At 69.0% G+C, this 21191-nt stretch carries 18 protein-coding genes; 7 read left to right on the top strand and 11 right to left on the bottom strand.

Translation table 11 applies throughout. The features are described from left to right. Positions 1–284 precede the first annotated feature (284 nt). From OG589_RS19800 to OG589_RS19790, 3 genes are all read left to right on the top strand, one after another. Positions 285–767: a MaoC/PaaZ C-terminal domain-containing protein gene (locus OG589_RS19800; protein ID WP_405151102.1), complete on the top strand. Its 483-nt coding sequence runs from the start codon at positions 285–287 to the stop codon at positions 765–767. Positions 768–997: 230 nt separating this feature from the next. Continuing rightward, a complete protein-coding gene (locus OG589_RS19795) occupies positions 998–1540 on the top strand; it encodes a MerR family DNA-binding transcriptional regulator (RefSeq protein ID WP_405151100.1) in 543 nt (180 codons plus the stop codon). Between the two features lie 35 nt (positions 1541–1575). Beyond that, the gene (locus OG589_RS19790; protein WP_405151097.1) at positions 1576–2724 is read left to right on the top strand and encodes an acyl-CoA dehydrogenase family protein; all 1149 of its coding nucleotides are present in this window, start codon (positions 1576–1578) and stop codon (positions 2722–2724) included. 38 nt (positions 2725–2762) lie between these two features. On the opposite strand, the gene OG589_RS19785 is transcribed toward OG589_RS19790, so the two are convergent. After that, on the bottom strand, positions 2763–4721 hold the full coding sequence (locus OG589_RS19785) for an FAD-dependent oxidoreductase (protein WP_405151095.1): 1959 nt from the start codon (positions 4719–4721) through the stop codon (positions 2763–2765). Positions 4722–4731: 10 nt separating this feature from the next. Continuing rightward, on the bottom strand, positions 4732–6333 hold the full coding sequence (locus OG589_RS19780) for an FAD-dependent oxidoreductase (protein WP_405151093.1): 1602 nt from the start codon (positions 6331–6333) through the stop codon (positions 4732–4734). 100 nt (positions 6334–6433) lie between these two features. Here OG589_RS19780 and OG589_RS19775 point away from each other — a divergent pair, with 100 nt between their 5' ends. After that, a complete protein-coding gene (locus OG589_RS19775) occupies positions 6434–7669 on the top strand; it encodes an MFS transporter (RefSeq protein WP_405151091.1) in 1236 nt (411 codons plus the stop codon). Positions 7670–7695: 26 nt separating this feature from the next. Here OG589_RS19775 and OG589_RS19770 read toward each other — a convergent pair whose 3' ends face one another. Then, entirely contained in the window at positions 7696–9318 is a 1623-nt protein-coding gene (locus tag OG589_RS19770) for a thiamine pyrophosphate-binding protein (RefSeq protein ID WP_405151089.1), read from the bottom strand. A gap of 113 nt (positions 9319–9431) precedes the next feature. Between OG589_RS19770 and OG589_RS19765 the strand changes: the two genes are divergently transcribed. Continuing rightward, entirely contained in the window at positions 9432–11063 is a 1632-nt protein-coding gene (locus tag OG589_RS19765; RefSeq protein WP_405151087.1) for an FAD-dependent oxidoreductase, read from the top strand. A gap of 105 nt (positions 11064–11168) precedes the next feature. On the opposite strand, the gene OG589_RS19760 is transcribed toward OG589_RS19765, so the two are convergent. The 4 genes from OG589_RS19760 to OG589_RS19745 form a co-directional block, all read right to left on the bottom strand. Next, complete coding sequence (locus OG589_RS19760; protein ID WP_405151085.1) at positions 11169–12434, bottom strand: ABC transporter substrate-binding protein; 1266 nt, start codon at positions 12432–12434, stop codon at positions 11169–11171. Positions 12435–12504: 70 nt separating this feature from the next. Then, the gene (locus tag OG589_RS19755; protein ID WP_405151083.1) at positions 12505–13242 is read right to left on the bottom strand and encodes an ABC transporter ATP-binding protein; all 738 of its coding nucleotides are present in this window, start codon (positions 13240–13242) and stop codon (positions 12505–12507) included. Continuing rightward, positions 13239–13982 carry an ABC transporter ATP-binding protein gene (locus OG589_RS19750; RefSeq protein WP_405151081.1) on the bottom strand — a complete coding sequence of 248 codons (744 nt, stop codon included), beginning with the start codon at positions 13980–13982 and terminating at the stop codon, positions 13239–13241. Before OG589_RS19750 ends, OG589_RS19755 begins: the two co-directional genes overlap by 4 nt. A 33-nt stretch (positions 13983–14015) precedes the next feature. Then, positions 14016–15971, bottom strand: a complete 1956-nt coding sequence (locus tag OG589_RS19745; protein WP_405151079.1) for an ABC transporter permease — start codon at positions 15969–15971, stop codon at positions 14016–14018. A gap of 106 nt (positions 15972–16077) precedes the next feature. On the opposite strand from OG589_RS19745, the gene OG589_RS19740 reads away from it, so the two are divergent. Continuing rightward, positions 16078–16455 carry a nuclear transport factor 2 family protein gene (locus OG589_RS19740; RefSeq protein ID WP_405151077.1) on the top strand — a complete coding sequence of 126 codons (378 nt, stop codon included), beginning with the start codon at positions 16078–16080 and terminating at the stop codon, positions 16453–16455. Positions 16456–16585: 130 nt separating this feature from the next. Here the strand turns inward: OG589_RS19740 and OG589_RS19735 are convergent, their stop codons facing one another. Beyond that, positions 16586–17668 carry a glycoside hydrolase family 88 protein gene (locus tag OG589_RS19735; protein ID WP_405151075.1) on the bottom strand — a complete coding sequence of 361 codons (1083 nt, stop codon included), beginning with the start codon at positions 17666–17668 and terminating at the stop codon, positions 16586–16588. A gap of 163 nt (positions 17669–17831) precedes the next feature. Here OG589_RS19735 and OG589_RS19730 point away from each other — a divergent pair, with 163 nt between their 5' ends. Next, the gene (locus OG589_RS19730) at positions 17832–18329 is read left to right on the top strand and encodes a nuclear transport factor 2 family protein (protein WP_405151073.1); all 498 of its coding nucleotides are present in this window, start codon (positions 17832–17834) and stop codon (positions 18327–18329) included. A gap of 93 nt (positions 18330–18422) precedes the next feature. Here the strand turns inward: OG589_RS19730 and OG589_RS19725 are convergent, their stop codons facing one another. Genes OG589_RS19725 through OG589_RS19715 form a run of 3 tightly spaced genes read right to left on the bottom strand, consistent with a single transcriptional unit; the run spans position 18423 to position 21097 of the window. After that, the gene (locus OG589_RS19725) at positions 18423–19481 is read right to left on the bottom strand and encodes a phosphotransferase family protein (protein ID WP_405151071.1); all 1059 of its coding nucleotides are present in this window, start codon (positions 19479–19481) and stop codon (positions 18423–18425) included. Further along, on the bottom strand, positions 19471–20256 hold the full coding sequence (locus OG589_RS19720; protein ID WP_405151069.1) for an enoyl-CoA hydratase/isomerase family protein: 786 nt from the start codon (positions 20254–20256) through the stop codon (positions 19471–19473). Before OG589_RS19720 ends, OG589_RS19725 begins: the two co-directional genes overlap by 11 nt. Further along, positions 20249–21097, bottom strand: a complete 849-nt coding sequence (locus OG589_RS19715) for a 3-hydroxyacyl-CoA dehydrogenase family protein (protein ID WP_405151067.1) — start codon at positions 21095–21097, stop codon at positions 20249–20251. The genes OG589_RS19720 and OG589_RS19715 overlap by 8 nt, the downstream gene beginning before the upstream one ends. Between the last annotated feature and the right edge of the window lie 94 nt (positions 21098–21191).

Below are 21191 nucleotides of genomic sequence, written 5' to 3'. Positions count from 1 at the left end.
GGCGAGTGCGGCGCGCCGGACATCGATCGAAGCGATGGCCGGCAGGTGACGCGCTGCCTGTGCTGCGCCGAAGCCCTCCGCACGGGCTTCGGCGGTGACTCCTGCCGATCTCTTCTCGCAGCCTCGGCGTAGTCCGTCTTGATCCTGCGCAGGACTTTCGCGCGGATCTCTGACGTCGCGAGTGATTGCACTCCAGTATTATTGTGAGATATAACGTTCAACGTCAACAGGAAGTTTCTCGAGGGTCGCTCCGGCGGCCGCGAAGACCCCGGCGAGGAGTCCACGTGTTCGACCGGTACTACGACGAGCTCAACGTCGGCGACAAGCGCGAGTTCACCGGTATCACCATCACCGAGACCCACGTGGTGAACTTCGCCGGCGTGACCGGTGACCACTTCGGTCTGCACATGGACGCCGAGTACGCCAAGACCACGCCGTTCAAGCAACGCATCGCACATGGGCTGCTCGTGCTCTCCTGTGGCGCCGGGCTCATCCCCCTCCTGCCCGGCCGCGTCGTCGCGTTCCTGGGTATGGAAAAGGTCAAGTTTCTCGCCCCGTGCTTCATCGGAGACACCATCCACCCGGTCATGGAGATCCTCGAGAAGAAGGACAAGGCGCCCGGAGGCGTGGTGACCATCAAGGAGGACATCCTCAACCAGCGCGGCGAGGTCATCATCTCGGCGCTGATCAACATCTGGGTCGGCTCCCGGCCCGCCGATGACTCGGAAGCCGCGCGTAAGGGCCCTGAGGTCGCGCTCGCGAAGTGACGCGGGCACGGAGTCCGGAGATCACGCGGCTCGCTCCGTGATCGCGGCAGCCAGTGGTGAACGCCCCGCTGGCGTGGCCGGCCGGAGACTCCTCCCGGGGGCGCGCCGGCTGTTTTGCCAACCCGCCATTCTTAAGCTCTTTCGCGAGGCTGACGGTATGGGAATTGATACCCTTAACGGATTCCGTCAACTAACAGTTGGTTGACGACGCAACGACGAAGAGGAACGCCATGGCAGCTCGTCATGCGCCATCGACTCGCACAGGATCAGCGGAAACCGCGCCCAAGCGCGGCAGTCGCCCGACCTCTGATCCGGCCGAGCCGGGCGGCAAGTCCAAGGGCACGGAGAGCGACGCGCTCAGCATCGGTGAGCTCGCCGAACAGACCAACGTGTCCACCCGCACGATCCGCTACTACGAGGAACTCGGGATTCTTCCACCCCCCGAGAGAACCACAGGCGGGACGCGCCGCTACCCACGCGAATACATCTTCTACGTAGAGGGTGCTCGCATCCTGAAGCAGCTCGGCTTCGGTCTCGACGAGATCGCCGAGCTGGGCCGGTTCGCGCTGACCGGCGCCTCCGCGTCCAAGCGGACGCAGGCGATCCTCCAGGAGAAGCTCTCTGAGCTCAACCACAGGATTCGGGTGCTCAACCGCCTGCACGACCTCGTCGACGAAGCCGCCAAGTCTCGCAAGACCGCCGGTTCCCCGGCGCCGACCCTGCTGCGCTGGGTCAGCGAGGAGAACGGCGACGCGGACCTCGAGGCGAGCTGACCACACAGAAACCATCAACCCCACCGGAGCCGTCGATGGAACGCACACTCTTCGAGTCCGACCACAATGACTTCCGGGACGCCGTACGCCAGTTCATCAAGCGGCACGTCGCCTCGGAGTACGACCGTTGGGAGGCCGAGGGCCTGGTCGACCGGAAGCTGTGGAATTTGGCCGGGGAGTCCGGCTTCCTCGGCATGGCCGTCCCCGACAAGCACGGCGGTGGGGGTGAGCCGGACTTCCGCTACAACGCGATCCTCGTGGAGGAGTTCGCGCGCAGCGGCGCGGCATCGCTCAGCTCGGGCTTCGGACTGCACAACGACGTGGTCGCGCCGTACCTCCTCGAGCTGGGCACCGAGGAGCAGAAGCAGCGCTGGCTGCCCGGCTTCTGCTCGGGCGACATCGTCACCGCGATCGCCATGACCGAGCCCGGTACCGGCAGCGACCTCAAGGCGGTGCGCACCACCGCGATCCGTGAAGGCGACTCCTACCTCCTCAACGGCACGAAGACGTTCATCACCAACGGCATCCACTCCGACATCGTGATCGTAGTGGCGAAGACCGACCCCTCGGCCGGTGCGCGCGGTATCAGCCTGCTCGTCGTCGAACGCGGCATGCCCGGCTTCCTCCGTGGCCGCAAGCTGGCCAAGGCGGGCATGCACTCCCAGGACACGGCCGAGATGATCTTCGAGAACGTGCGGGTGCCCACCGCGAATCTCCTCGGCGAGGAGGGCAAGGGCTTCTCCTACCTGATGAACAACCTGCCTCAGGAGCGCGTCTCGATCTCCGTCGTCGCCGTCGCCGTCGCGCAGGCCGCCCTTGAGTGGACCGTGCGGTACTGCCACGAGCGCAAGGCGTTCGGCCAGGAGATCGGCAGCTTCCAGAACAGCCGGTTCAGGCTCGCGGAGATGGCGACCGAGATCGACATGGCCCAGGTCTACCTCGACCGCGCGATCCTCGAGCTCAACGCCGGAACGCTCAGCCCGGTCGACGCCGCGAAGACCAAGTGGTGGACCACCGAGCTGATGAAGCGCACCACCGACACCTGCCTGCAGCTGCACGGCGGGTACGGCTACATGGACGAGTATCCGATCTCGCGGGCCTGGCGCGATGCCAGGATCCACACGATCTTCGGCGGCACCACCGAGATCATGAAAGAGATCATCGGCCGCGACCTCGGCTTCTGACAGCGGGCTGGGCCATGGGGCTCGTAGGCCTGTGGGAGTCAGATACGGTGCGCGAGCTCGTACGCCTGCCGGGTCGCGAACGAGATCCGGCGCGGCGCGTAGGCGTCACCGAGGATGTGCAGCTCCGGCACCCGGTCCCGCAACGCGGTGTACAGCGAGGACTCCGCCTCTCCTCCGCACGCCAGCACCACCGAGTCGTAGCCGATGTGCTCGTGTGAAGTCCCGGAGAAGACGTTGCGGGAGACGACGCGGCCCGGCTCGATACCGGCCACCCGTTGCATCACCTCGATCCGGGCGCCCGCCGCCGTGAGCTTGGCAAGGGCCGCGCCGATCGAGTACTTCCCCACCAGGGGTGCGATCGAGGGCGTCGGGTAGAGCACGGTCACGTCCTTGCCGAGATCGGTCAGGTAGCCCGCGATCGTGAGCGGCTGCATGTGGTCCTCCATCGCGACCACGAGCACCTTCTGACCGGCCTGTGCCCAGCCGAGCATGACCTCGCGCCCCTCGACCACGAACGGCTGGTCCGCGCCGGGGATCGCGGGGCGGCGGGCTCGGGCGCCGGTGGCCACCGCGACGACGGCGAACCCGGCGTCCACCACGGCATCGGCCGTCGCCGCGCGATCGAGTCGGACGTCGACGCCGAGGCCGGCGAGACGCCGCTCCTGGAAGGACAGGAAGTCCGCGTATGCCGCGTTCTCGGCCGCCTTCGCCGCGACGCGCATCTGCCCGCCGACCTCACGCTCACGCTCCCAGAGAGCCACCTGGTGGCCGCGCTCGGCCAGCAGGCCCGCCAGCTCGAGGCCGGCCGGCCCCGCGCCGGCGACGAGTACCCGCTTGGGAGACTCGGCCCGCGGCAGCGGCGGCTCACTCTCGCGCCCGGTACGCGGGTTCACCGAGCAGCCGAAACGCATTCCCTCCACGACGACCCGGTGCAGACAGTCGTTCGTGCCGATACAGGGCCGGATCTCCGAGGCCCGGCCGTCACGGGCCTTCGCGATGAGGTCACCGTCGGCGAACATGGCCCGGGCCATACCGACGACATCGGCATGCCCCTCGTCGACGATGCGGGCCGCCGCGGCGGCCGTCGCGACCCGGCCGGTGTAGACGACCGGGAGGTCGAGCGTTTCCCTGAACCGGCGCGCGAGGTCCGACCACTGGGCGACGGCGTAGTTGTGCGGCTGGATGTAGCTGGGGGCGCCCCAGTTGTTTCCGACCACGCAGTGCAGGTAGTCGATGGTCCCGCCGGCCTGCAGCGAGGTCGCGATGGCCAGCCCCTCGTCCAGGTCGTAGCCGCCCTCGAACAGCTCGTCCATGTTCAGCCGTACCCCGACGGTGAAGTCCGGGCCGACCTCCTGGCGGATCCGGCGCAGCACGTCGAGGAGCAGGCGCATGCGGCCGGAGTGGTCCCCGCCGTACTCGTCCTCGCGGTGGTTGGTAGCGGGGGAGAGGAACAGCTGGAGCAGATCCTCGTGGTTGGCGTGCAGCTCGACACCGTCAAGGCCGGCGGCCTTGACCTCACCGGCGGAGAAGGCGTACTCGTCGACGAACAAGGCGATCTCGTCGGGCGTCAGCACGTGCGGGACCTGGTTGTTGGTGTAGTTGGCCAGCAGGCCCGACGGCGAGTGCGGCATGCCGCCCTGCATGATCAGCTGTGCCGCTGCGTACGCGCCGGCGGCGTGGATCGCCTCGGCGTACCGCGCGGCCCGCTCACGGAACCGCGGCAGCCGGAAGACGCCGCGCATGGTCGCGCCGAGCCCGGTCGGCTCGAAGCCGGGGATGGCCACGTTGCCGACGAATCCGTTGATGCCGCAGATCCAGGCGGCACCGCTCTCGGCGCGCTGACGCCAGTAGGCGATGTTGGCCTGCGCCTGCCGTTCGCTACCGAACAGGTCACCGGTCAGGCGGCCGTGCGGCGGCAGCATGATCCGATTGCGCAGCTCCATGGTGCCGATGCGAATCGGCTGGAACAGGAGGCTGCCTTGGACCTGGTGCGACATATCGTTTCCCCTAATTCTTCGCTGCGCGCCGGCCGGCGAGGTAGGCGAAGACCATGGCCGGGCCGAGCGTCCCTCCGGCTCCGCCATAGGCCATCCCGGTGGCGGCGGCCATGGCGTTGCCCACGGCGTACAGTCCCTCGACCGGAGTGTCGTCGACCCTGAGCACCTGACCGGTGGTCGTCGTCCGTGGACCGCCCTTTGTGCCCAGCGCGCTGGGGTGGACCGGCACGGCGTAGAACGGGCCGGTGGTGAGGGTCCCGAGCGTCGCCTGCGGAGTGCGGTAATGGGTCTGGTCGCCGCACCAGCCGTCGTACACGCTCTCGCCGCGGCGGAAGTCGGGATCGTGCCCGGCCCGGACGTGGTCGTTGAAACGCGCCACCGTCGCCGCCAGCTCGGCCGCCGGGACGCCGATCCGCTCCGCGAGGCCGTCGAGGGTGTCGGCGCGGGCCGGCCAGCTTGGGGCGCCAGAGCCCGGGGCCGTCCCGAAGACGCCGTACTTCTTCACGCACGCGTCGTCGAAGACGAGCCAGGCCGGAAGGTTCGCGTAGGCGAACGCGCTGACGTCGAAGGCGTGGAAGGCGGCACCGAGCGCGTTGTAACTGGCGGCCTCGTTCGTGAACCGCTGTCCCCGCGCGTTCACCATGAGCGTCCCGGGCAGGGTCCGCTCGCGTAGCAGGAGGGTCGAAGTGGTCGACCCGTCCGCGGCCGGCACGAGAACGACGGGCACCCACCAGGCCTCGCGCATGCCGCTGAGCCGGACGCCGATCCGCATCGCCAGACGTAACCCGTCCCCGGTGTTGCTCGGCACACCGGGTGGGTGGGTGATCGGTCCGCGGAGGAAGTCCCGCACCAGCTCCGGGTCGTGCTCGAACCCGCCGGTGGCGATGATGACCGCCTTCGTCGCGCGGACCTCATGGGACCCGGACGCGGACTCGAAGCGGACGCCGGCGACGCGGTCGTCCTCGACCAGCAGTTCGGCGGCTCGCATGCCGGTGCGGGGCTCGATCCCCCGGTCCAGGCAGCCCCGCAGCAGTGCGGCGACCAGACCACGGCCCAGGCCCTCCTGCGAGGCGGACGTCCGCTGCCGCAAGAGCTCCGGCGCGATGACGCCCGTCCCGCCCCCACTGGGGATCTCGCTGATGTAGAGGCGCCGGGGACCACCGACGAGCCGGTCCCGCCAGGCGCCCAGCTCGTACGTGCTGACCAGTTCGGGCTCAAGCGAACGACCTCCGCCGGGCAGGCCGCCGGGGTGTTCGGGGTGGTAGTCAGGGTATCCGGGGACCAGCTTGAGCTGGAGCGGGGTCTCGCGTTCGAGCCAGTTGAGCGTGGCGGCGACATTGTCGACGAAGGCCTCGACCATCTCCGGCCGCATGCTGCCGTTGGAGAGCGAGTGCAAGTAGGCCAGCGACTGCTCGCGGCTGTCGGTGACACCCGCCTCGGCGGCGTATCTGTTGTCCGGGAGCCAGATGACGCCACCGGAGAGCGCTGTGGTCCCTCCGATCCGGTCGGCCTTCTCGAACAGTCCTACCGAGGCTCCGTCGCCGGCTGCCGCCAGCGCCGCGGTCAGCCCGGACGCTCCGGTGCCGAGCACCACCACGTCGTATCCGTCCACGAAGGCACCTCCTCAGGGCGAGGGCAAGAGCCTATCTCACTAAACGTCTTACGTGTAGGGTTAGATTCTTGGCGAAGACGTCGTCGAGAGGATCACCGAGATGGCCGCTCAACCACCAGAGACCGCCGATCCGGTGACCGCAGAAGCGAGCGCGCCGGCATCGGTTCTGACCTGGATCCGGCCGGTCCTGTTGATCATGTGTGCGGGAGGGGTGTCCCAGGGCTTCGCCCGCTTCACCTTCGCGTTCATCCTCCCCGACATGACCGAGGACGTGCTCGGGTCCTACAGCGTGGCCGGCCTGCTCGGTGCCGCCAACCTCGGCGGATACCTGATCGGCGTCATCGCGATGACCTCTCTCGCCGGCCGCTTCGAGAGTACCCGGCTGCTCAAGGCCGGCCTGGCGCTGACCGTGCTCGGCCTGCTCATCGTCGCGGTCGCCCCGTGGACGCCACTGCTCTTCGCCGGCATGGGGATGGCCGGCCTCTGCAGCGCGGCGGTCTGGATCCCGATTCCCTCGATCATCGCGGCGTACGCGCCACAGCGCCATCGGGGGATCGGGTTCGGGCTCGCCACCGCCGGGATCGGCATCGCCGTCGCGCTCACCGGCCCCCTCGTGACGCTCGTCCAGCGGCTGTTCGGCGACGGCGAGTGGCGTCAGGTGTGGGCCGCGGAGGTCGTCCTGTCGGTGGTGATCCTGGTCCTGCAGCTGCTGTTCCTGAAGCCGATCGGCACCCATACGGCCGGCCCGTCGCGGCGCGGGTCCCTGCGCAGCAGGCTGCCGGGGGCGAGCACGCTGCTGCCGGCCCAGTTCCTGTACGGCATCAGCTACGCGCTCTTCACGAACTACCTCGTCGCCGCGCTGCAGGACGACATGGGCTTCGAGCTCGCGTCGGCCACCCAGATCTTCTCGTTCCTCGGCATCGCCAGCATCTTCGGGGGCGTCGTGGGCGGGCGGACCTCGGACATGTTCGGGCGCCGCTTCGTCCTCGCGGCGTTCATGGTCGCGATCGGCATGGTGGCCCTGGTCATCCCGCTGCGCTGGAGCGACGGCATGTACGTGTCCGCGATCGCGTACGGGATGCTGATGACGGCGATCGGCACGGTGCTGGTCGCCTACCTCAGCGACGTGCTCGGCCCCAGCGAGATCGGTGCCGCGTTCGGGAGCGCGACGATAAGCCTCGGATCGGCCCAGTTGATCGCCCCGCCCATCGGCGGCTGGCTGGCCGACGCGACCGGCTCGTTCGACCTCACCTTCTACGTCGCCTGCGGTACCGGCGTTCTCGCCGGCATCGTGGCGGGTTTCCTTCCGAACACGCGGAAGGGACGCCGGCCGTAGCCGGCGCCCTTCCGTGATCCCGTGACTCAGTGACCTGCCATCGACACCTTGTCCGGGTCGATCTTGATGTCGATCAGGATGGGCCGGTCCCTGGTCTCGATCGCGGCGAGTGCCTCGTCGAGCTCGGCCAGGTTGCGGACCGTGAAGCCCTGACCACCGAGCGCCGTGGCGATCGGGCCGAAGTCGGGCCACTCGAAGGTGGAGATGGCCGGATCCATGTCCTTGTTGCGGAACTGGATGTGCTCGGCGCCGTAGGCCGAGTCGTTGAACACGACGACGACCAGGTCCACCTTGTGCCGCACGGCGGTGTTGAACTCGGCGAGGCCGCCGAGCATGAAGCCGCCGTCACCGGTGATCAGCAGGGTGGGCCGTCCGGGGGCGCCGAAGGACGCGCCGACCGCGTTGCCCATGCCGAGGCCGATCGAGCCGTAGTTGACGGTGTGCACGTACGCCCTGGGCTCCGGGCAGTGCAGCATGGTGAACGCGTTGAAGATGAACCGGCCGCCGTCGAAAACCAGCGTGCGGTCGTCAGGGAACGCCTCCTCGACCTTGAGCAGGGCGGTGCGGATGTCCACCGTCTCCTCGGTGCTGAGGTCGGTGAACTTCGCGTCGGAGTACGCCGCGAGACGCTCGGCGAGCTCGTCGGAGGCGAAGCCGGTGGGCTTGACCTCGGCCTCGTCCAGCCAGCCGACGATCGTGTCCGCCACGGTCGCGGCGTCGCCGACGATGCCGACGTCGCTGGGCGAGAACCGGTTGATGCTCTCGCGCTCAAGGTCGACGTGGATGACCTGCTTCTTCTCCAGCACCGAGCCCTCGGCGGTGGTCCACTTGTTGAGACCGGCGCCGAAGGCGATGATGCAGTCGCTCTGTGCGATCGTGTCGAGCGCGACCTCGTGCGACAGGGTGCCGCAGATACCGAGGTCGTGGCGCTCCCCACGGAACAGGTCCTTGCCGCGCAGCGTCGTGGCGACCGGGGCGCCGATGCGCTCGGCCAGCCGCAGCAGGGCCGCCTTGCCCTCCGGCGTGGCGGCACCGCGACCGGCGAGCACGATCGGACGGTCGGCACTGGCGACGATGCCGACCGCGGCGTCGAGCGCGGCCGGGTCCGGCGCGACCGCCTGGGAGCCGACGAACTTCGGCTCGACCTTCCGATACTGGACGTCCTCCCACTGGAACTCGACCGGGACGTTGAGCACGATCGGCCGCTTCTCCAGGTGGGCCCGCCGGATCGCCACGGCCAGGTCATCGAGCACGGTCTGTGGCGAGCGGACCTGCTCGAAGCCGGCGCCGGTCGGCAGCACGACATCCCGCTGCGGGATGTTCTGGAAGTTCTCGCGGTCCACCACGGCCGTGTCACCGGCGATGAGGAGGACGGGCGTGTGGTCCTTCACGCTCTCGACGAGGGCGGTCACGGTGTTGGTCAGCGCGGGGCCGTGGGTCACCGTGGCGACACCGAGCCTGCCCGACGTACGGGCGAACCCGTTGGCGGCGAGAACGGCGCCGGCCTCGTTGGAGCAGGAGTAGTACTTGCCCCCGGTCACGCGCTCGAAGCTGTCCATCATGTACAGGTTGGCGTCCCCGAGGACTCCGAAGATGGTCTCCACGCCTTGGTCGGCAAGCGCGCGCGCAATGGCTTCATGGAACTGCATCTGAGCTCCCTAATTCGGTCTGCTGGCACTCTGGCAAATCTGCCCTTGCACGTCAATAGATAGATCGCGTAAGTTTGGCCGGTACGACGAGTAGGAAAGAGCAGGTGCGGGAGATGGCCGAACGGTTCGATGTCATCGTGCTGGGCACGGGCGCCGCCGGGCTGACGGCGGCCGTCACCGCCGCCGGCGGTGGCGCGCGAGTAGGTCTGTTCGAGAAGGCACACGAGGTCGGGGGCACGGCCGCGTGGTCCGGTGGTCACGTGTGGATCCCCAACAACCCGCACCAGGCCGTGATCGGGGTCCAGGACAGCGAGGAGGAGGCCTTCGAGTACATCATGTCGCTCTCTCGCGACATGATCGAGGAGTCCCTGATCCGCGCCTACCTCAAGGCGGGCCCCGAGATGGTCGGCTTCCTCGACCGATCGGCGGGTACCGAGTTCCATGCCGTCGCGGACTTCCCCGATTACCACCCGGAGCACCCGGGAGGAAAGCCCGGTGGCGGCCGCACGATCGAGTGCCCGCTCTTCCCGTTCGACGAGCTGGGGGAGTGGCAGGACAGGGTCACCCGCAGCCCGTACTACCCCAACCAGCACCTGACCATGAGCGAGACCTCGCTCGGCGCCGTCGTGCCTCAGCTGCCGTCCGAGGAGGAGTTCGCGCGCCGCGCGGTCCGCGACGAGCGCGGCCGCGGGCAGGCACTGATCGGACGGCTGCTCAAGGCCTGCCTCGCCGCCGGGATCGAGCCGAGGGTCTCGCACCGGGCCCGTGAGCTGGTCGTCGAGGACGGCCGGGTGGCCGGCGTCCGCTTCGACACCCCCGAGGGCCCGCGCGAGGCCCGCGCCACCTGGGGGGTCGTCCTCGCAACCGGTGGCTTCGAGTGGAACGAGGAGCTCAAGCGGGCCTTCCTGCGGGGCCCCCTCACCCACCCGGTGTCGATGAGAACCAACACCGGGGACGGCCTGCGAATGGCCATGAAGGCCGGCGCGATGCTCGGGAACATGCGCGAGGCGTGGTGGATCCCGGCCGCCGATCTGCCCGAGGGCATCAACGACATGAACCGCGCGATGATCAGCGCCGAGCGCACCCGCCCGCGCTCGATCATGGTCAACAGGAAGGGCCGCCGCTTCACCAACGAGGCGGCCAACTACAACGCCTTCGGAGGCGCCTTCCACGTCGAGGACGTCGCGTCCTTCGAGTACGCCAACCTTCCCTGCTGGCTGATCTTCGACCAGGGATACCTGCGCGCCTACGGCACCGTCGGTCCCCACCCGGCAGGCGAGGAGCCCCCGGCGTGGCTGGAGGGCTTCGAGACCCTGGACGCGCTCGCCCTGCACCTGGGTGTCCCTGCGGAGGAGCTGAACGCCACGGTGCGGCGCTGGAACGAGCACGTGGACAAGGGCGCCGACCCCGACTTCCACCGCGGCGAGAGCGCCCACGACCGCTGGTGGGGCGACCCGGCGTACAAGCGTGACGTCCGCGGCACCCTCGGCCGCCTGGACGAGGCGCCGTACTACGCGATCCCCATCAAGAGCGGCGCGCTCGGCACGAAGGGCGGCCCGCGGGTCGACCCCGACGCCCGGGTGCTCGACATCGACGGCGAGCCGATCGAGGGTCTCTACGCCGCGGGGAACGTGATGGCCTCCCCGTTCGGCATGACCTACGGCGGCGCGGGCGGCACGCTCGGTCCTGCCATGGTCTTCGCCTACCTGGCCGGCCTGCACGCCACCCGGGACCTCGCCGGCTGACCGCGCCGGCCGCCGTGGACACGACGGTGCCCCCGCCCGGATCGGGCGGGGGCACCGTCGTTTCGGTTTCGGCGGCTGACGGCCCAGGTAGGCGGAGGGCGGGCGTCAGCGCTTCGGCGGGGTGCCGGCGATCCAGGTCAGCTCACCGACGACGTCGATGTGGTCGGCCAGGTTGCCCGGATCGTCGATGGGCGCCGGGGTGAACCTGCCGTCCTTGTACTGGGAGACCAGGTTGTAGGGGTTGGAGATCTGCGGCATGCTCTCCGGCGCGTGGGCCGGGTCGGTCGGGTGGGTCAGGAAGCCCTTCCAGGGAGTGTTCTCCTGGAGCTTCTTCAGCACGGACTCCTTGGTGATGTCGCCCTTGATCGAGCTGAGGATGTCGTAGGCGTACTGCATCGAGGAGGCCGCGACCGCGGTCTGGTTGGTCAGTTCCAGGCCGGGTGAGCTCTTGGCGAGCACGTCGCGGTAGGTCTTCGCGTCCGCGCTGTCGTAGTCGGACGGGACCGAGGCGAACGCGATGTAGAGGCCGTTGGCGGCCTCTCCGGCGGCGTCGAAGACCTTCTTGGTGGCCGGAGTGGCCGAGACGCCGATCTTGGCGGTAAGGCCGGCGATCTTCGCCGCCTGGAGCATCCGGGGTGCGGGGCCCTCACCGACGGCCAGGATGACCGCGTCCGGCTTCTCCGCGGCGATCTTCGTCAGGGTGGGGGTGAAGTCCGTGGCCGTGGGGTCGAACTCGGTCATGAAGTAAGCGGCGCCGCCGAGCTCGGTCCACAGCTTCTTCAGGGCCTCACCGACCTGCTGTCCTGAGGGGGTGTTGGTATAGGCGACGGCGAGCTTCTTGCTCCCGGTCGCCGCGAAGTGCACCGCGATCGCGGGGTAGGAGCCGACGGCTCCGGGGGTGGTGGGGAAGTTGACCTTGCTGGTGTACTCGTCGGGGCTGACCGGCCACCCGCCGATGTTGGCCAGGCCGGCCTTCTCCGCCGCGGGGAGCGCGTTGGCGCCGAACGCGAGCGAGGAGTCGTTGACCAGAGAGACCACACCCGAGTCGATCAGGTTGTTCAGGCACTGGGAGGTCTTGGCCGGGTCGCCGTGGTCGTCGCAGCTCTCCACGACGACGGGACGACCGCCGATCCCGCCGAGGTCGGTGTTGATATGGGACGCCCATGCCTCGTTGACCGTCTTCACCGAGGCGTTGGACCAGGCGGGATTGGTGATGGTCAGGATGGAACCGAGCTTGATCGGGTCGCCCTTGAGACCGCCGGTGCCGGCCCCGGCGTCTTTGGGCTCCTCCGCCGAGCAGCCCGCCAGCGCGAGGGCCGCGACCGCGATGGCGGCCGCACCCGTTCGAAGACTCCGTGAACGTGATTTCATGCTGTTCGCTGCTCCTTGGTATCGGTCATGACTTGGTGGAGGTCGGTCATCAGGGGGTGAATACCGGCGGCTAACGGCCCAGGTAGGAGGACTCGATCTCCGACCAGCGCTCCACCAGTTCCGCGGCGGTGCCCTGGGTTCTGATCCGGCCCCCCGACAGCACGTAGCCGCGCTGGGCGTACTTCAGGGCGAGATGGATGTGCTGCTCCACCATGAGCACGGCGAGCCCCTTGGACACGGCGATGTCCCGCAGCGCGGCGAACAGCCGCTCCACGATCACCGGGGCGAGTCCCATCGACATCTCGTCGACGAGCAGCACCCGCGGGTTGGCCACCAGTGCCCGCCCCAGGGCGAGCATCTGCTGCTCGCCGCCGGACAGCACCCCGGCCCGCTTGTTGTGCCGCTTCTTCAACTCGGGGAAGAGTTCGAGCACGTCGAGGCCGCCGGGTTTGGCGCTCAGCCGAAGGTGGTCGTCGACCGTCAGCGAGGGAAAGAGCGACCGGTCCTCGGGGATGTGCGCCAGACGCTTGCGGGCGATGACGTGCGGGCTGTGCTTGAGCAGCGTCTCGTCCGCGAGCCTGATGTCGCCCGCGGATACCTTCACCATGCCCGAGCACGCCAGCAGCGTCGTGGTCTTGCCCGCCCCGTTGGGGCCGAGCAGGCTGACGATCTCTCCGGCGCGGACCGACAGGCTCACGGCGTGCAGTACCTGGATGCGCCCGTAGCCCGCGTTCACACCCGTGATGTCGAGGATGGTCGCTCTGCTCCCCGCGGGGACCGGAGCGTTCTCGGGCAACGTGCTGGTCATGACATTCCTCCGGTGACGGGCTCGGTGGTGGTCACGTCCGTGCCGAGGTAGGCACGGGCCACTTCCGGGTCCTCGCGGATGACGGAGGGGGGCCCGCAGGCGATCCGCTTGCCGAAGTCGAGGACCTGGATGTCGTCGCAGACGTTCATGATCAGGTCGACGTCGTGGTCGACGAGCAGGACGGTCGTCTCACCGGCGGCGACCAGGTTCCTGAGCTTGGCGCCGAGCAGCTGCGACTCCTGCGCGTCGAGACCGGCGGCAGGCTCGTCCAGGAGCAGCAGGCGCGGACCGGCTGCCAGCGCCCGGGCGACGGAGACCAGCCGGGCCGTTCCGTGGGACAGCTCGGACGGGTACCTGTCCGCGGCCCAGGCGACGTCGAGCCGTTCGAGCGCGTACGCCACGGGGTCCGCCAAGGGACCACCCGCGTGTACGCGCGCGTACGTCTGGAGGTTCTCCCGGACGGTGAGCTCCATGAAGAGTTCCAGCGACTGGAAGGTGCGGATGATGCCTGCGCGGCTCCGGCGGTGCGCCGGCCAGGAGGTGACGCTCTCACCGTCCAGCCGGATGTCGCCCCCGTAGCGGACCATGCCGGTGATCGCATCGATCATCGTGGTCTTGCCGGCACCGTTGGGGCCGATCAGCCCGACCAGGGTTCCGGGCTCAATCGCGAAGCTGACCGAGTCCACGGCGGTGACGCCGCCGTAGCGGACGGTCAGGCCGTCGAGTTCGAGCAGGCTCATCGCTTCCTCTTTCTGTTCCGTGTGGGGGAGGCGTCAGCGCTTCGGCGGGGTGCCGGCGATCCCGGCTTCGGATGCCGGTCCGGCCTTGGACGCCGGTTCGGCCCGTGCGGGTCCGGCCTGGGAGGTGCCGCGGGCCCGGCGTCCCCGGAAGGTGTGCGCCAGCGAGGCCATGCCGTCGGGGTGGAGCTGAACGGAGATCAGCAGCGCGCCGCCGGCGATGATCAGGTGGTAGTCGTCGAGACCTCCGACGGCGAGCAGCTGTGAGAAGAGACCGCCGCCGGCGCCGAGGCCGGCGATGATCGCGCCGCTGACCATGCCGATACCGCCGATATAGGCCATCACGATCACGTTCAGCGATTCGAAGACGGTGAATCGCTCGTAGGAGAAGACGTTCGCCTGGTAGCCGAGCAGAGAGCCACCCACACCCGCGATGAACGCCGAGAGCGCGAACGCGGCGAGCTTGTAGTGCTTGATGTTGATGCCCGCCGCTACGGTGGCCGCCTCGTTCTCTCGCACCGCCAGGGCCCTTCGACCCGGAGTCGAGACCCGCAGGGCGGAGAGCAGGGCGGCGGCGGCGATGACGACCACGAGGACGAAAACGGCGAACCCGGTGTCGCTGAGCTCGTAGCCGAAGATGCCGGCGGGAGCCACGCGGTTGTAGCCCTTGCCGCCCAGCAGGCGGCCGTCGGAGAAGACGGCGACCTGGCAGACGAAGGCCGCGCTGAGCGTGACCAGTGCGAGGCTCGGGCCGCGGACCCGGAGCGACGGCAGCCCCACCAGCAGGCCGACCAGCAGTGCGATCACTCCGCTGAGGAGGATGACCAGCAGGAACGGCACCCCGGCGCTGGAAAGGATCGCGGTCATCATGCCGCCGATTCCGGCGAAGGCGACCTGTGCGAGCGAGATCTGGCCGACGAAGCCGGTGACCATGACGACCGACAGGGCGATGAGGATGCCGGCCAGGGACACGACACCCGCAGAGAGCCACGAGGGGCGGGCGGAGTAGATGAACACCAGGCCGATCGCCAGCGCGATGATCGGGCCGATCACCCGGTAGCGCGGCGGCAGGCTGATCGGGAGCCGGCCGCGCACGACCTCACCACGGGCGGGCAGCAATCGTCCTGAGAAGATCATCGCGAGAATGACGACGAGCGCGGGGAGGGCCTGGGATCGGCCGGGACCGGTCCACAGCCAGGTGTACCAGGAGCCCTCGGCTCCCGTGACCACCTGGAGCGCCGACTCGACCATGCCGAGGCCGAGGCCGGCGGCGACCGCGATGCCGAAAGAGGTGAACCGTGCGAGCAGCGCGGCAGCGAAGACCGGCACGACGAGCAGGGTCAGGGCTTTGGCGTCCAGGCCGGCGATCGGGCTCAGCATAACGCCGGCGATCGCGGCCAGAACGAAGCCGACAGCCCAGGTGAGCGCACCGATGAGCACGGGCGACAGACCACTCAGCGAGGCGCCCTTCTCGCTGTCGGAGATGGCGCGGACGGCCAGGCCGATGCGGGTACGGCGTGAGACGACCGCGAGGACGGCCGCTAGGACGACGGCGATCGCGGCGAGGATCAGGCGGTCCATCGGCAGGTTCACGCCCAGGACGACGATCGGGGTCGAGGAGACCACGGAGATCGGCGTCTTGGTCTGTACGTCGAAGAGCACGGTGGCCAGGCCCTGGAGCAGCAGGAGTAGCGCCAGTGTGGCGATGATCCGGGCGAGCACGGGGGAGTTGCGCAACTGCCGCATGACGGCGAGATAGAAGGCGAGCCCGAGTACCCCGGCGAACACGAGGGTGACGAGCGACGACGGCAGGACGGACCAGCCGAGGTCGTCGCGCAGCGCGAAGAAGACGTAGGCGCTGATCATCGCGACGGCACCGTGGCTGAAGTTGAGGACTCCGGTCCCCCGGTAGATCGCCACGAGGCCCAGCGCCAGCAGCGCGTAGGCGCCGCCGAGTCCGAGCCCCAGAAGCGCGAACTGCATCACAGACATCTGGGTGTCCTGCCTTCGACCGTTGTGGTTCGGGTGGCTGAAAAGTAGTCTTCTTTACGTAGAACGTCAACGATTAACTTGCATTTAACCGTAGGGAGACATCCGCATGTCAGAAGCCGCTGTCGTAGAGGTGCAGGAACTGGAGGGGCGCCGTTGGGCCGCCCTGGTCGCCGCGGACACGAGTACGCTTCGAGAACTCTTCGCGGACCGGATGTCCTACACCCACTCGAACGCGCTCGTGGACACCAAGCACAGCTACATCAACGCGATAGAGGACGGCACGGTCTCCTACGTCGCGGTCGACCCCTCAGACGTGCAGGTACGGATCTTCGGCGGTACCGCGGTGGTCACCGGTCGTGCCGTGATCGACGCACGGGGCGGCGGGACCGACTTCCGGCTGCAGGCCCGCTACAGCGCGGTATGGGCGAAACTGGATGGTCAGTGGCGGTTCGTCTGCTGGCACTCCACGCCGCAGCCCGGGTGAACCGCCGCGCGCGGCGGCTCCCCGGAGGCACCGCGCCCGCCGGCTCTTAGCGTTCCCCCGCGACTCTGACGTGCCGCAGGACGCGCCGCTCCTTGAGGCCTGTCGTACGAACGGTCCGGACGGTGACCGATCACGCTCCGGAGAGCGGACCGTTCAACTTCAACTGGTGGCGGAGGTAGTACGCCGAGAGGAGGAAGAAGCTCTGGCCGAGCGCCATCTTCCCGAGCGGGACTCCCGGGCCGCCGGGCGGAAGGACGATCCGCCCGATGCTTCCGTCCGGTTCCACGATCCCCGCGACCGCGTCCAGGGCGCGCACGGCGGGTTCGACGAGCTGGTCGGAGACGACGCCGAGCTCGATCGCGAGCGCGGCGGCATAGCTGAACATCACGGTGCCGGATGCCTCGAGCGCCGTCGCCGGATCGTCGAGGAAGTCGTGGAAGAAGCCGCTCCGGTCCTGGAGGGCGGCCATCGACTCCAGCAGAGTCGAGAGGATCTCGCGGGTGGCCGCCGCGCTCGAATGGTCTGACGCCTCGGAGAGCACCTCCGCGGCGGCGCAGATCAGCCAGCCGTTCCCCCGGGACCAGAAGGTGGATTCGGTGAACGAGTTCGGCCGCTCGCGCCACACGTGGCGGGACAGTTTGTCAGCGGGGTCGATGAGCCGCCGTCCGGCCAGCAGGATCTGGTGGTACGCCTCGTCGACCAGTTCGGGCCGGTTCAGGACGCGCCCGAGCCGGGCCAGGGCGCCGCACACGGGGTAGACCTCGTCGATCCACACCTCCGGTGCGGCGCCGTTCATCAGCAGAAATCCCTCGCTCGTCCTCGGACCGCGAAGGACCGCCTCCATCTGCCGCTCCGCGGCTTCGAGATAGCCGGAATCCTGGGTTCGCTCATGCAGCATGGCGAGCGGATAAGTGAAATACGCGCTGACGCTCGCGGTGGCGGTGAACTGCCGCATGATCGCGACGTCCATGACCCGGAAGGCACCGAAATTCAGATTCGTGGTGCCCCCGTAACACAGCCTTCCGTCCGAGGTCTGGGTGGCGATGGCCCGGTCGAGCCACCGCCGGACGGTCGGCACGCCCTGCGGGTGGTCCCACAGCAGAAGCGCCATCATGCAGCCCTGGCGCTCCCAGTAATCATGTTCCATGTCCAGTTGGAGCGCATTGCCGAAAACGCGCCCGACGATCTCGTCGTTGATGTACTCGACTCTCATGCCGGTTCCTTGCCTAGAACATGCGCGGCCGTTGCGAGGCGATAGGGATTCTTGAACGCCGAAGATACACTGTTGACGTCGAACGTCAAGGGTTCGCTAATATGGGCGAATGCAAGCGTTCTAGGACATCCTGCCCGGCGGCGTGGCACAGGGAGATGACTCGATGGAGCAGACGGAGCCGTTGTCCGTCCAGGACCGCATGGATATCGCGGACGTGCTGGCCACGTACTGCCTCGCGCTGGACGACCGGGACTGGGGCCGGCTGGCGTGGGTGTTCACCGAGGACGCGGTCGCCGACTACGCGAGCAGGGGTGTCAGCCAGGGCTTGGACGCCATCACCGGCACGGTGCGCGCCGCACTGGAACCCCTGGACGCCTCCCAGCACTTCATCGGGACCTCGCTGGTGGAGACCGATGCGGAGGGCGTGGCAGGGCGCACCTATCTGATCGCCCAGCACATCGCGTCCGGCACTCCCGGAGGCGACGCCTTCACGGTCGCCGGGACGTACATCGACCGGTTCGTCCGCACGCCGGACGGCTGGCGGATCCGCCACCGGCAGCTGAGCCGGGTGTGGACGCAGGGTAACCCGGCCGTGCTGTCCGCGCGCTCCGCCGAGCTCGCGGGAGACGAGGACGCGAGTTCGGCGGAACCGAGGTCGTGACGGTTACGGCTCGACCCACGCAATGACAAGGCCGGCACCCGTACCCGGGACGGGTGCCGGTTGTGTCGTGGGAGGGCTGGCGCAGAGTGAGGGTCAGTCCAGGCCGGTACGCAGTGCTGTGAGTCCGGACTGGACGAGGTCCGGGACGGCCGGGCCGGCCTTCTCGAAGTTCTCGCCGACCGTCTGCCCGGCCAGATACCGGGAGTGGATGCCCTCGGCGATCACCGCCAGCTTGAAGTAGCCGAACGCCACGTAGAAGTGCAGCGCGGACAGGTCGAGCCCCGAGGCGGAGGCATAGGCCTCGGCCAGGGCCGCGCGGTCGGGGAATCCGGGGTTCGCGGCCACCGCGTGGCGGGTGCCGGTCACGTTCTCCGTGATCTCGTCCCAGTACACGAGCATCAGGCCGAGATCGGTGAGCGGGTCGCCCAGAGTGGACATCTCCCAGTCGATGACCGCGGCGATCCCGCCGCCCGGTTCACCCTGGTGGTCCGGCACGAAGATGACGTTGTCGAGCCGGTAGTCGCCGTGGACGACGACGGCGCGCTGCGCGGGCGGCACCGCCCGCTCCAGGCGGCGGACCAGTTCGTCGATCCCCGGCAGCTCACGCGTCGCCGACAGGGACCACTGCCGGGCCCACCGGGAGACCTGCCGCGCCACGAAACCGTCCGGACGGCCGAAGCCCTCCAGCACCGCCGGATCGGTCGTGTGGAGGGTGACGAGCACGTCGACCAGGTCCCGCGCGCACCGGGCGGCGACCTCGGGGGCGAGGCCCCTGGTGTCGTCGGCGCTCCGCAGCACCGGCCCGTCCACCCGCTCCATGACGTAGAAGTCCGCCCCGAGCACGTCGTGGTCCTGGCAGAGCAGGACCGGCCCGGGTACCGGGACAGCGGTGCCGTGCAGCGCGTCCATGACCTTGTACTCGCGGGCCATGTCATGGGCGGTCGGCAGCACGTGGCCGACCGGCGGCCGGCGGAGCACCCAGTCCGCGCGGCCGTCGGTGAGGCGATAGGTGAGGTTGGAGCGGCCGCCCTGGATCAGGGTCGCCGTGAGCGGCCCGGCCAGGCCGACGGCGGCGTCCAGGTACGGCGTGAGGCGCTCCAGGTCGACGCCGACGAGCGGGCCGGCCGCCGCGGGGGCCGGTTCAGCGGCCACGGAACTCCGCCTTACCGACCCCGTTCTCCACGAAGCTGGTCATGCCGATCGACCTGTCCTCGGTCGCGAACAGCCCGGCGAACAGACCGCGTTCGATCTCCAGGCCCGAGTCCAGGGAGACCTCAAGACCCCGGTCGATCGCCTCCTTGGCGGCGCGCAGCGCCATGGCGGGGCCGCGCAGGTACGGAGCCACCAGTTCCTTCGCCTTGTCCAGCACCTCCTCCGGCTCGACCACGTGGTCGACCAGGCCGATTTCCAGGGCCTGCGGCGCGCGGAGCATCCGGCCAGAGAAGATCAGGTCCTTGGCCCGGCCAGGGCCTATGAGGCGGGGCAGCCGCTGGGTGCCTCCCGCGCCGGGGATCACTCCGAGCAGGATCTCCGGGAAGCCCAGCCGGGAGTCGGTCGCGCAGACCCGCAGGTCGGCGGCCAGGGCGAGCTCGCAGCCGCCGCCCAGGGCGAAGCCGTTGATCGCGGCGACGACCGGCATGGGCAGCCGGGCCAGCGCGGTGCACGCGTCGCCGAGCGCGCTGGAGTCGCGGACCGCCCTGCGGTAGTCCCAGTCCAGCATCTCCTTGACGTCGCCGCCTGCCGCGAAGACCTTGGGGCCACCGGTGACGATGACCGCGCGGGCGTCCTCGGAGGCGCGCACCTTCCCGATGATCTCGATGAGTTCCCGGACCAGCGGCTGGTCGAGCGCGTTGACGGGCGCCTGGGTGAGGGTGATCGTCGCGAGCCGGTCGGTGATGTCGAGCGCGACCCTGGTCCGGTCACCCATGGTCGTACCAGCCCTTGCCGGTCTTGCGGCCGTGGTCGCCGGCGCCCGCCATCCGCACAGAGAGCTCCGGCGGGTAGAACTTGGGGTCGACGGTGTCGGCGAAGATGTTGCGGGAGGCGTTGACGAACACGTCGACGCCGGTGAGGTCCATCGTCTCCAGCGGGCCCATGGCATGGCCGAAGCCGAGCCTGCAGGCGGTGTCGACGTCCTCCGCGGTGGCCACGCCGCTCTCCACGAGCTTCACGGCCTCGACGGTGAGCGCGACGATCAGGCGGGTGGTGACGAATCCGGCGATGTCGCGGTTGACGACCACGCAGGTCTTCCCGAGGTCCTCGGCGAACGACGTCGCCTTGGCCAGGGTCTCGTCGCTGGTCTTGAAGCCGCGGACCACCTCGCACAGGCGCATCATCGGGACGGGGGAGAAGAAGTGGGTGCCGATGACCTGCTCGGGCCGGCTCGTCACCGAGGCGATCTGGGTGATCGGCAGGGCGCTGGTGTTGCTCGCCAGGATCGCCTCGGGCGGACAGATCCGGTCGAGCTCGCGGAACACCTTCTGCTTGACGTCGAGGTTCTCGAAGATCGCCTCGACGGCGACATCGGCGTTCCCGGCGGCTTCGAGGTCGGTGGTGGTGATGATCCGCAGCAGGGCGGCCTCCGCCTGCTCGGCGGTGACCTTCTCCTTCTTCGCGAGCCGCTTCAAGGACGTCTCGATCTCGCGGCGCCCGCGGTCGAGCTGGCCCTGGTTCAGGTCCTGAAGGATGACGTCGTAACCGCCGAGCGCGGCGACCTGGGCGATACCGGAGCCCATCAGGCCGGCGCCGACGACTGCAAGATTGGGCACGATGGTTTCCTTCAACGTGGTCAGGTGGTCAGGTGGTCAGGTGGTCAAGCGGGTAAAGCGCTGCGAAGGGGCAGGCGCCGGACGTGTCCGGCCG

It is taken from the genome of Sphaerisporangium sp. NBC_01403, assembly GCF_045040145.1.
GTDB classification, from domain to species: Bacteria; Actinomycetota; Actinomycetes; order Streptosporangiales; family Streptosporangiaceae; genus Sphaerisporangium; species Sphaerisporangium viridialbum.
Note: the sequence above shows the minus strand (reverse complement) of the source record. Positions and strands in the feature narration are given on the sequence as shown.

What these genes read in the sequence shown, in the direction of transcription:
- OG589_RS19765 (WP_405151087.1), top strand. Translation starts at nt 9,432, where the DNA reads ATGGCCGAACGGTTCGATGTCATCGTGCTGGGCACGGGCGCCGCCGGG.
- OG589_RS19750 (WP_405151081.1), bottom strand. Translation starts at nt 13,982, where the DNA reads ATGAGCCTGCTCGAACTCGACGGCCTGACCGTCCGCTACGGCGGCGTC.
- OG589_RS19775 (WP_405151091.1), top strand. Translation starts at nt 6,434, where the DNA reads ATGGCCGCTCAACCACCAGAGACCGCCGATCCGGTGACCGCAGAAGCG.
- OG589_RS19745 (WP_405151079.1), bottom strand. Translation starts at nt 15,971, where the DNA reads ATGTCTGTGATGCAGTTCGCGCTTCTGGGGCTCGGACTCGGCGGCGCC.
- OG589_RS19730 (WP_405151073.1), top strand. Translation starts at nt 17,832, where the DNA reads ATGGAGCAGACGGAGCCGTTGTCCGTCCAGGACCGCATGGATATCGCG.
- OG589_RS19755 (WP_405151083.1), bottom strand. Translation starts at nt 13,242, where the DNA reads ATGACCAGCACGTTGCCCGAGAACGCTCCGGTCCCCGCGGGGAGCAGA.
- OG589_RS19740 (WP_405151077.1), top strand. Translation starts at nt 16,078, where the DNA reads ATGTCAGAAGCCGCTGTCGTAGAGGTGCAGGAACTGGAGGGGCGCCGT.
- OG589_RS19790 (WP_405151097.1), top strand. Translation starts at nt 1,576, where the DNA reads ATGGAACGCACACTCTTCGAGTCCGACCACAATGACTTCCGGGACGCC.
- OG589_RS19720 (WP_405151069.1), bottom strand. Translation starts at nt 20,256, where the DNA reads ATGGGTGACCGGACCAGGGTCGCGCTCGACATCACCGACCGGCTCGCG.
- OG589_RS19795 (WP_405151100.1), top strand. Translation starts at nt 998, where the DNA reads ATGGCAGCTCGTCATGCGCCATCGACTCGCACAGGATCAGCGGAAACC.
- OG589_RS19760 (WP_405151085.1), bottom strand. Translation starts at nt 12,434, where the DNA reads ATGAAATCACGTTCACGGAGTCTTCGAACGGGTGCGGCCGCCATCGCG.
- OG589_RS19770 (WP_405151089.1), bottom strand. Translation starts at nt 9,318, where the DNA reads ATGCAGTTCCATGAAGCCATTGCGCGCGCGCTTGCCGACCAAGGCGTG.
- OG589_RS19735 (WP_405151075.1), bottom strand. Translation starts at nt 17,668, where the DNA reads ATGAGAGTCGAGTACATCAACGACGAGATCGTCGGGCGCGTTTTCGGC.
- OG589_RS19785 (WP_405151095.1), bottom strand. Translation starts at nt 4,721, where the DNA reads ATGTCGCACCAGGTCCAAGGCAGCCTCCTGTTCCAGCCGATTCGCATC.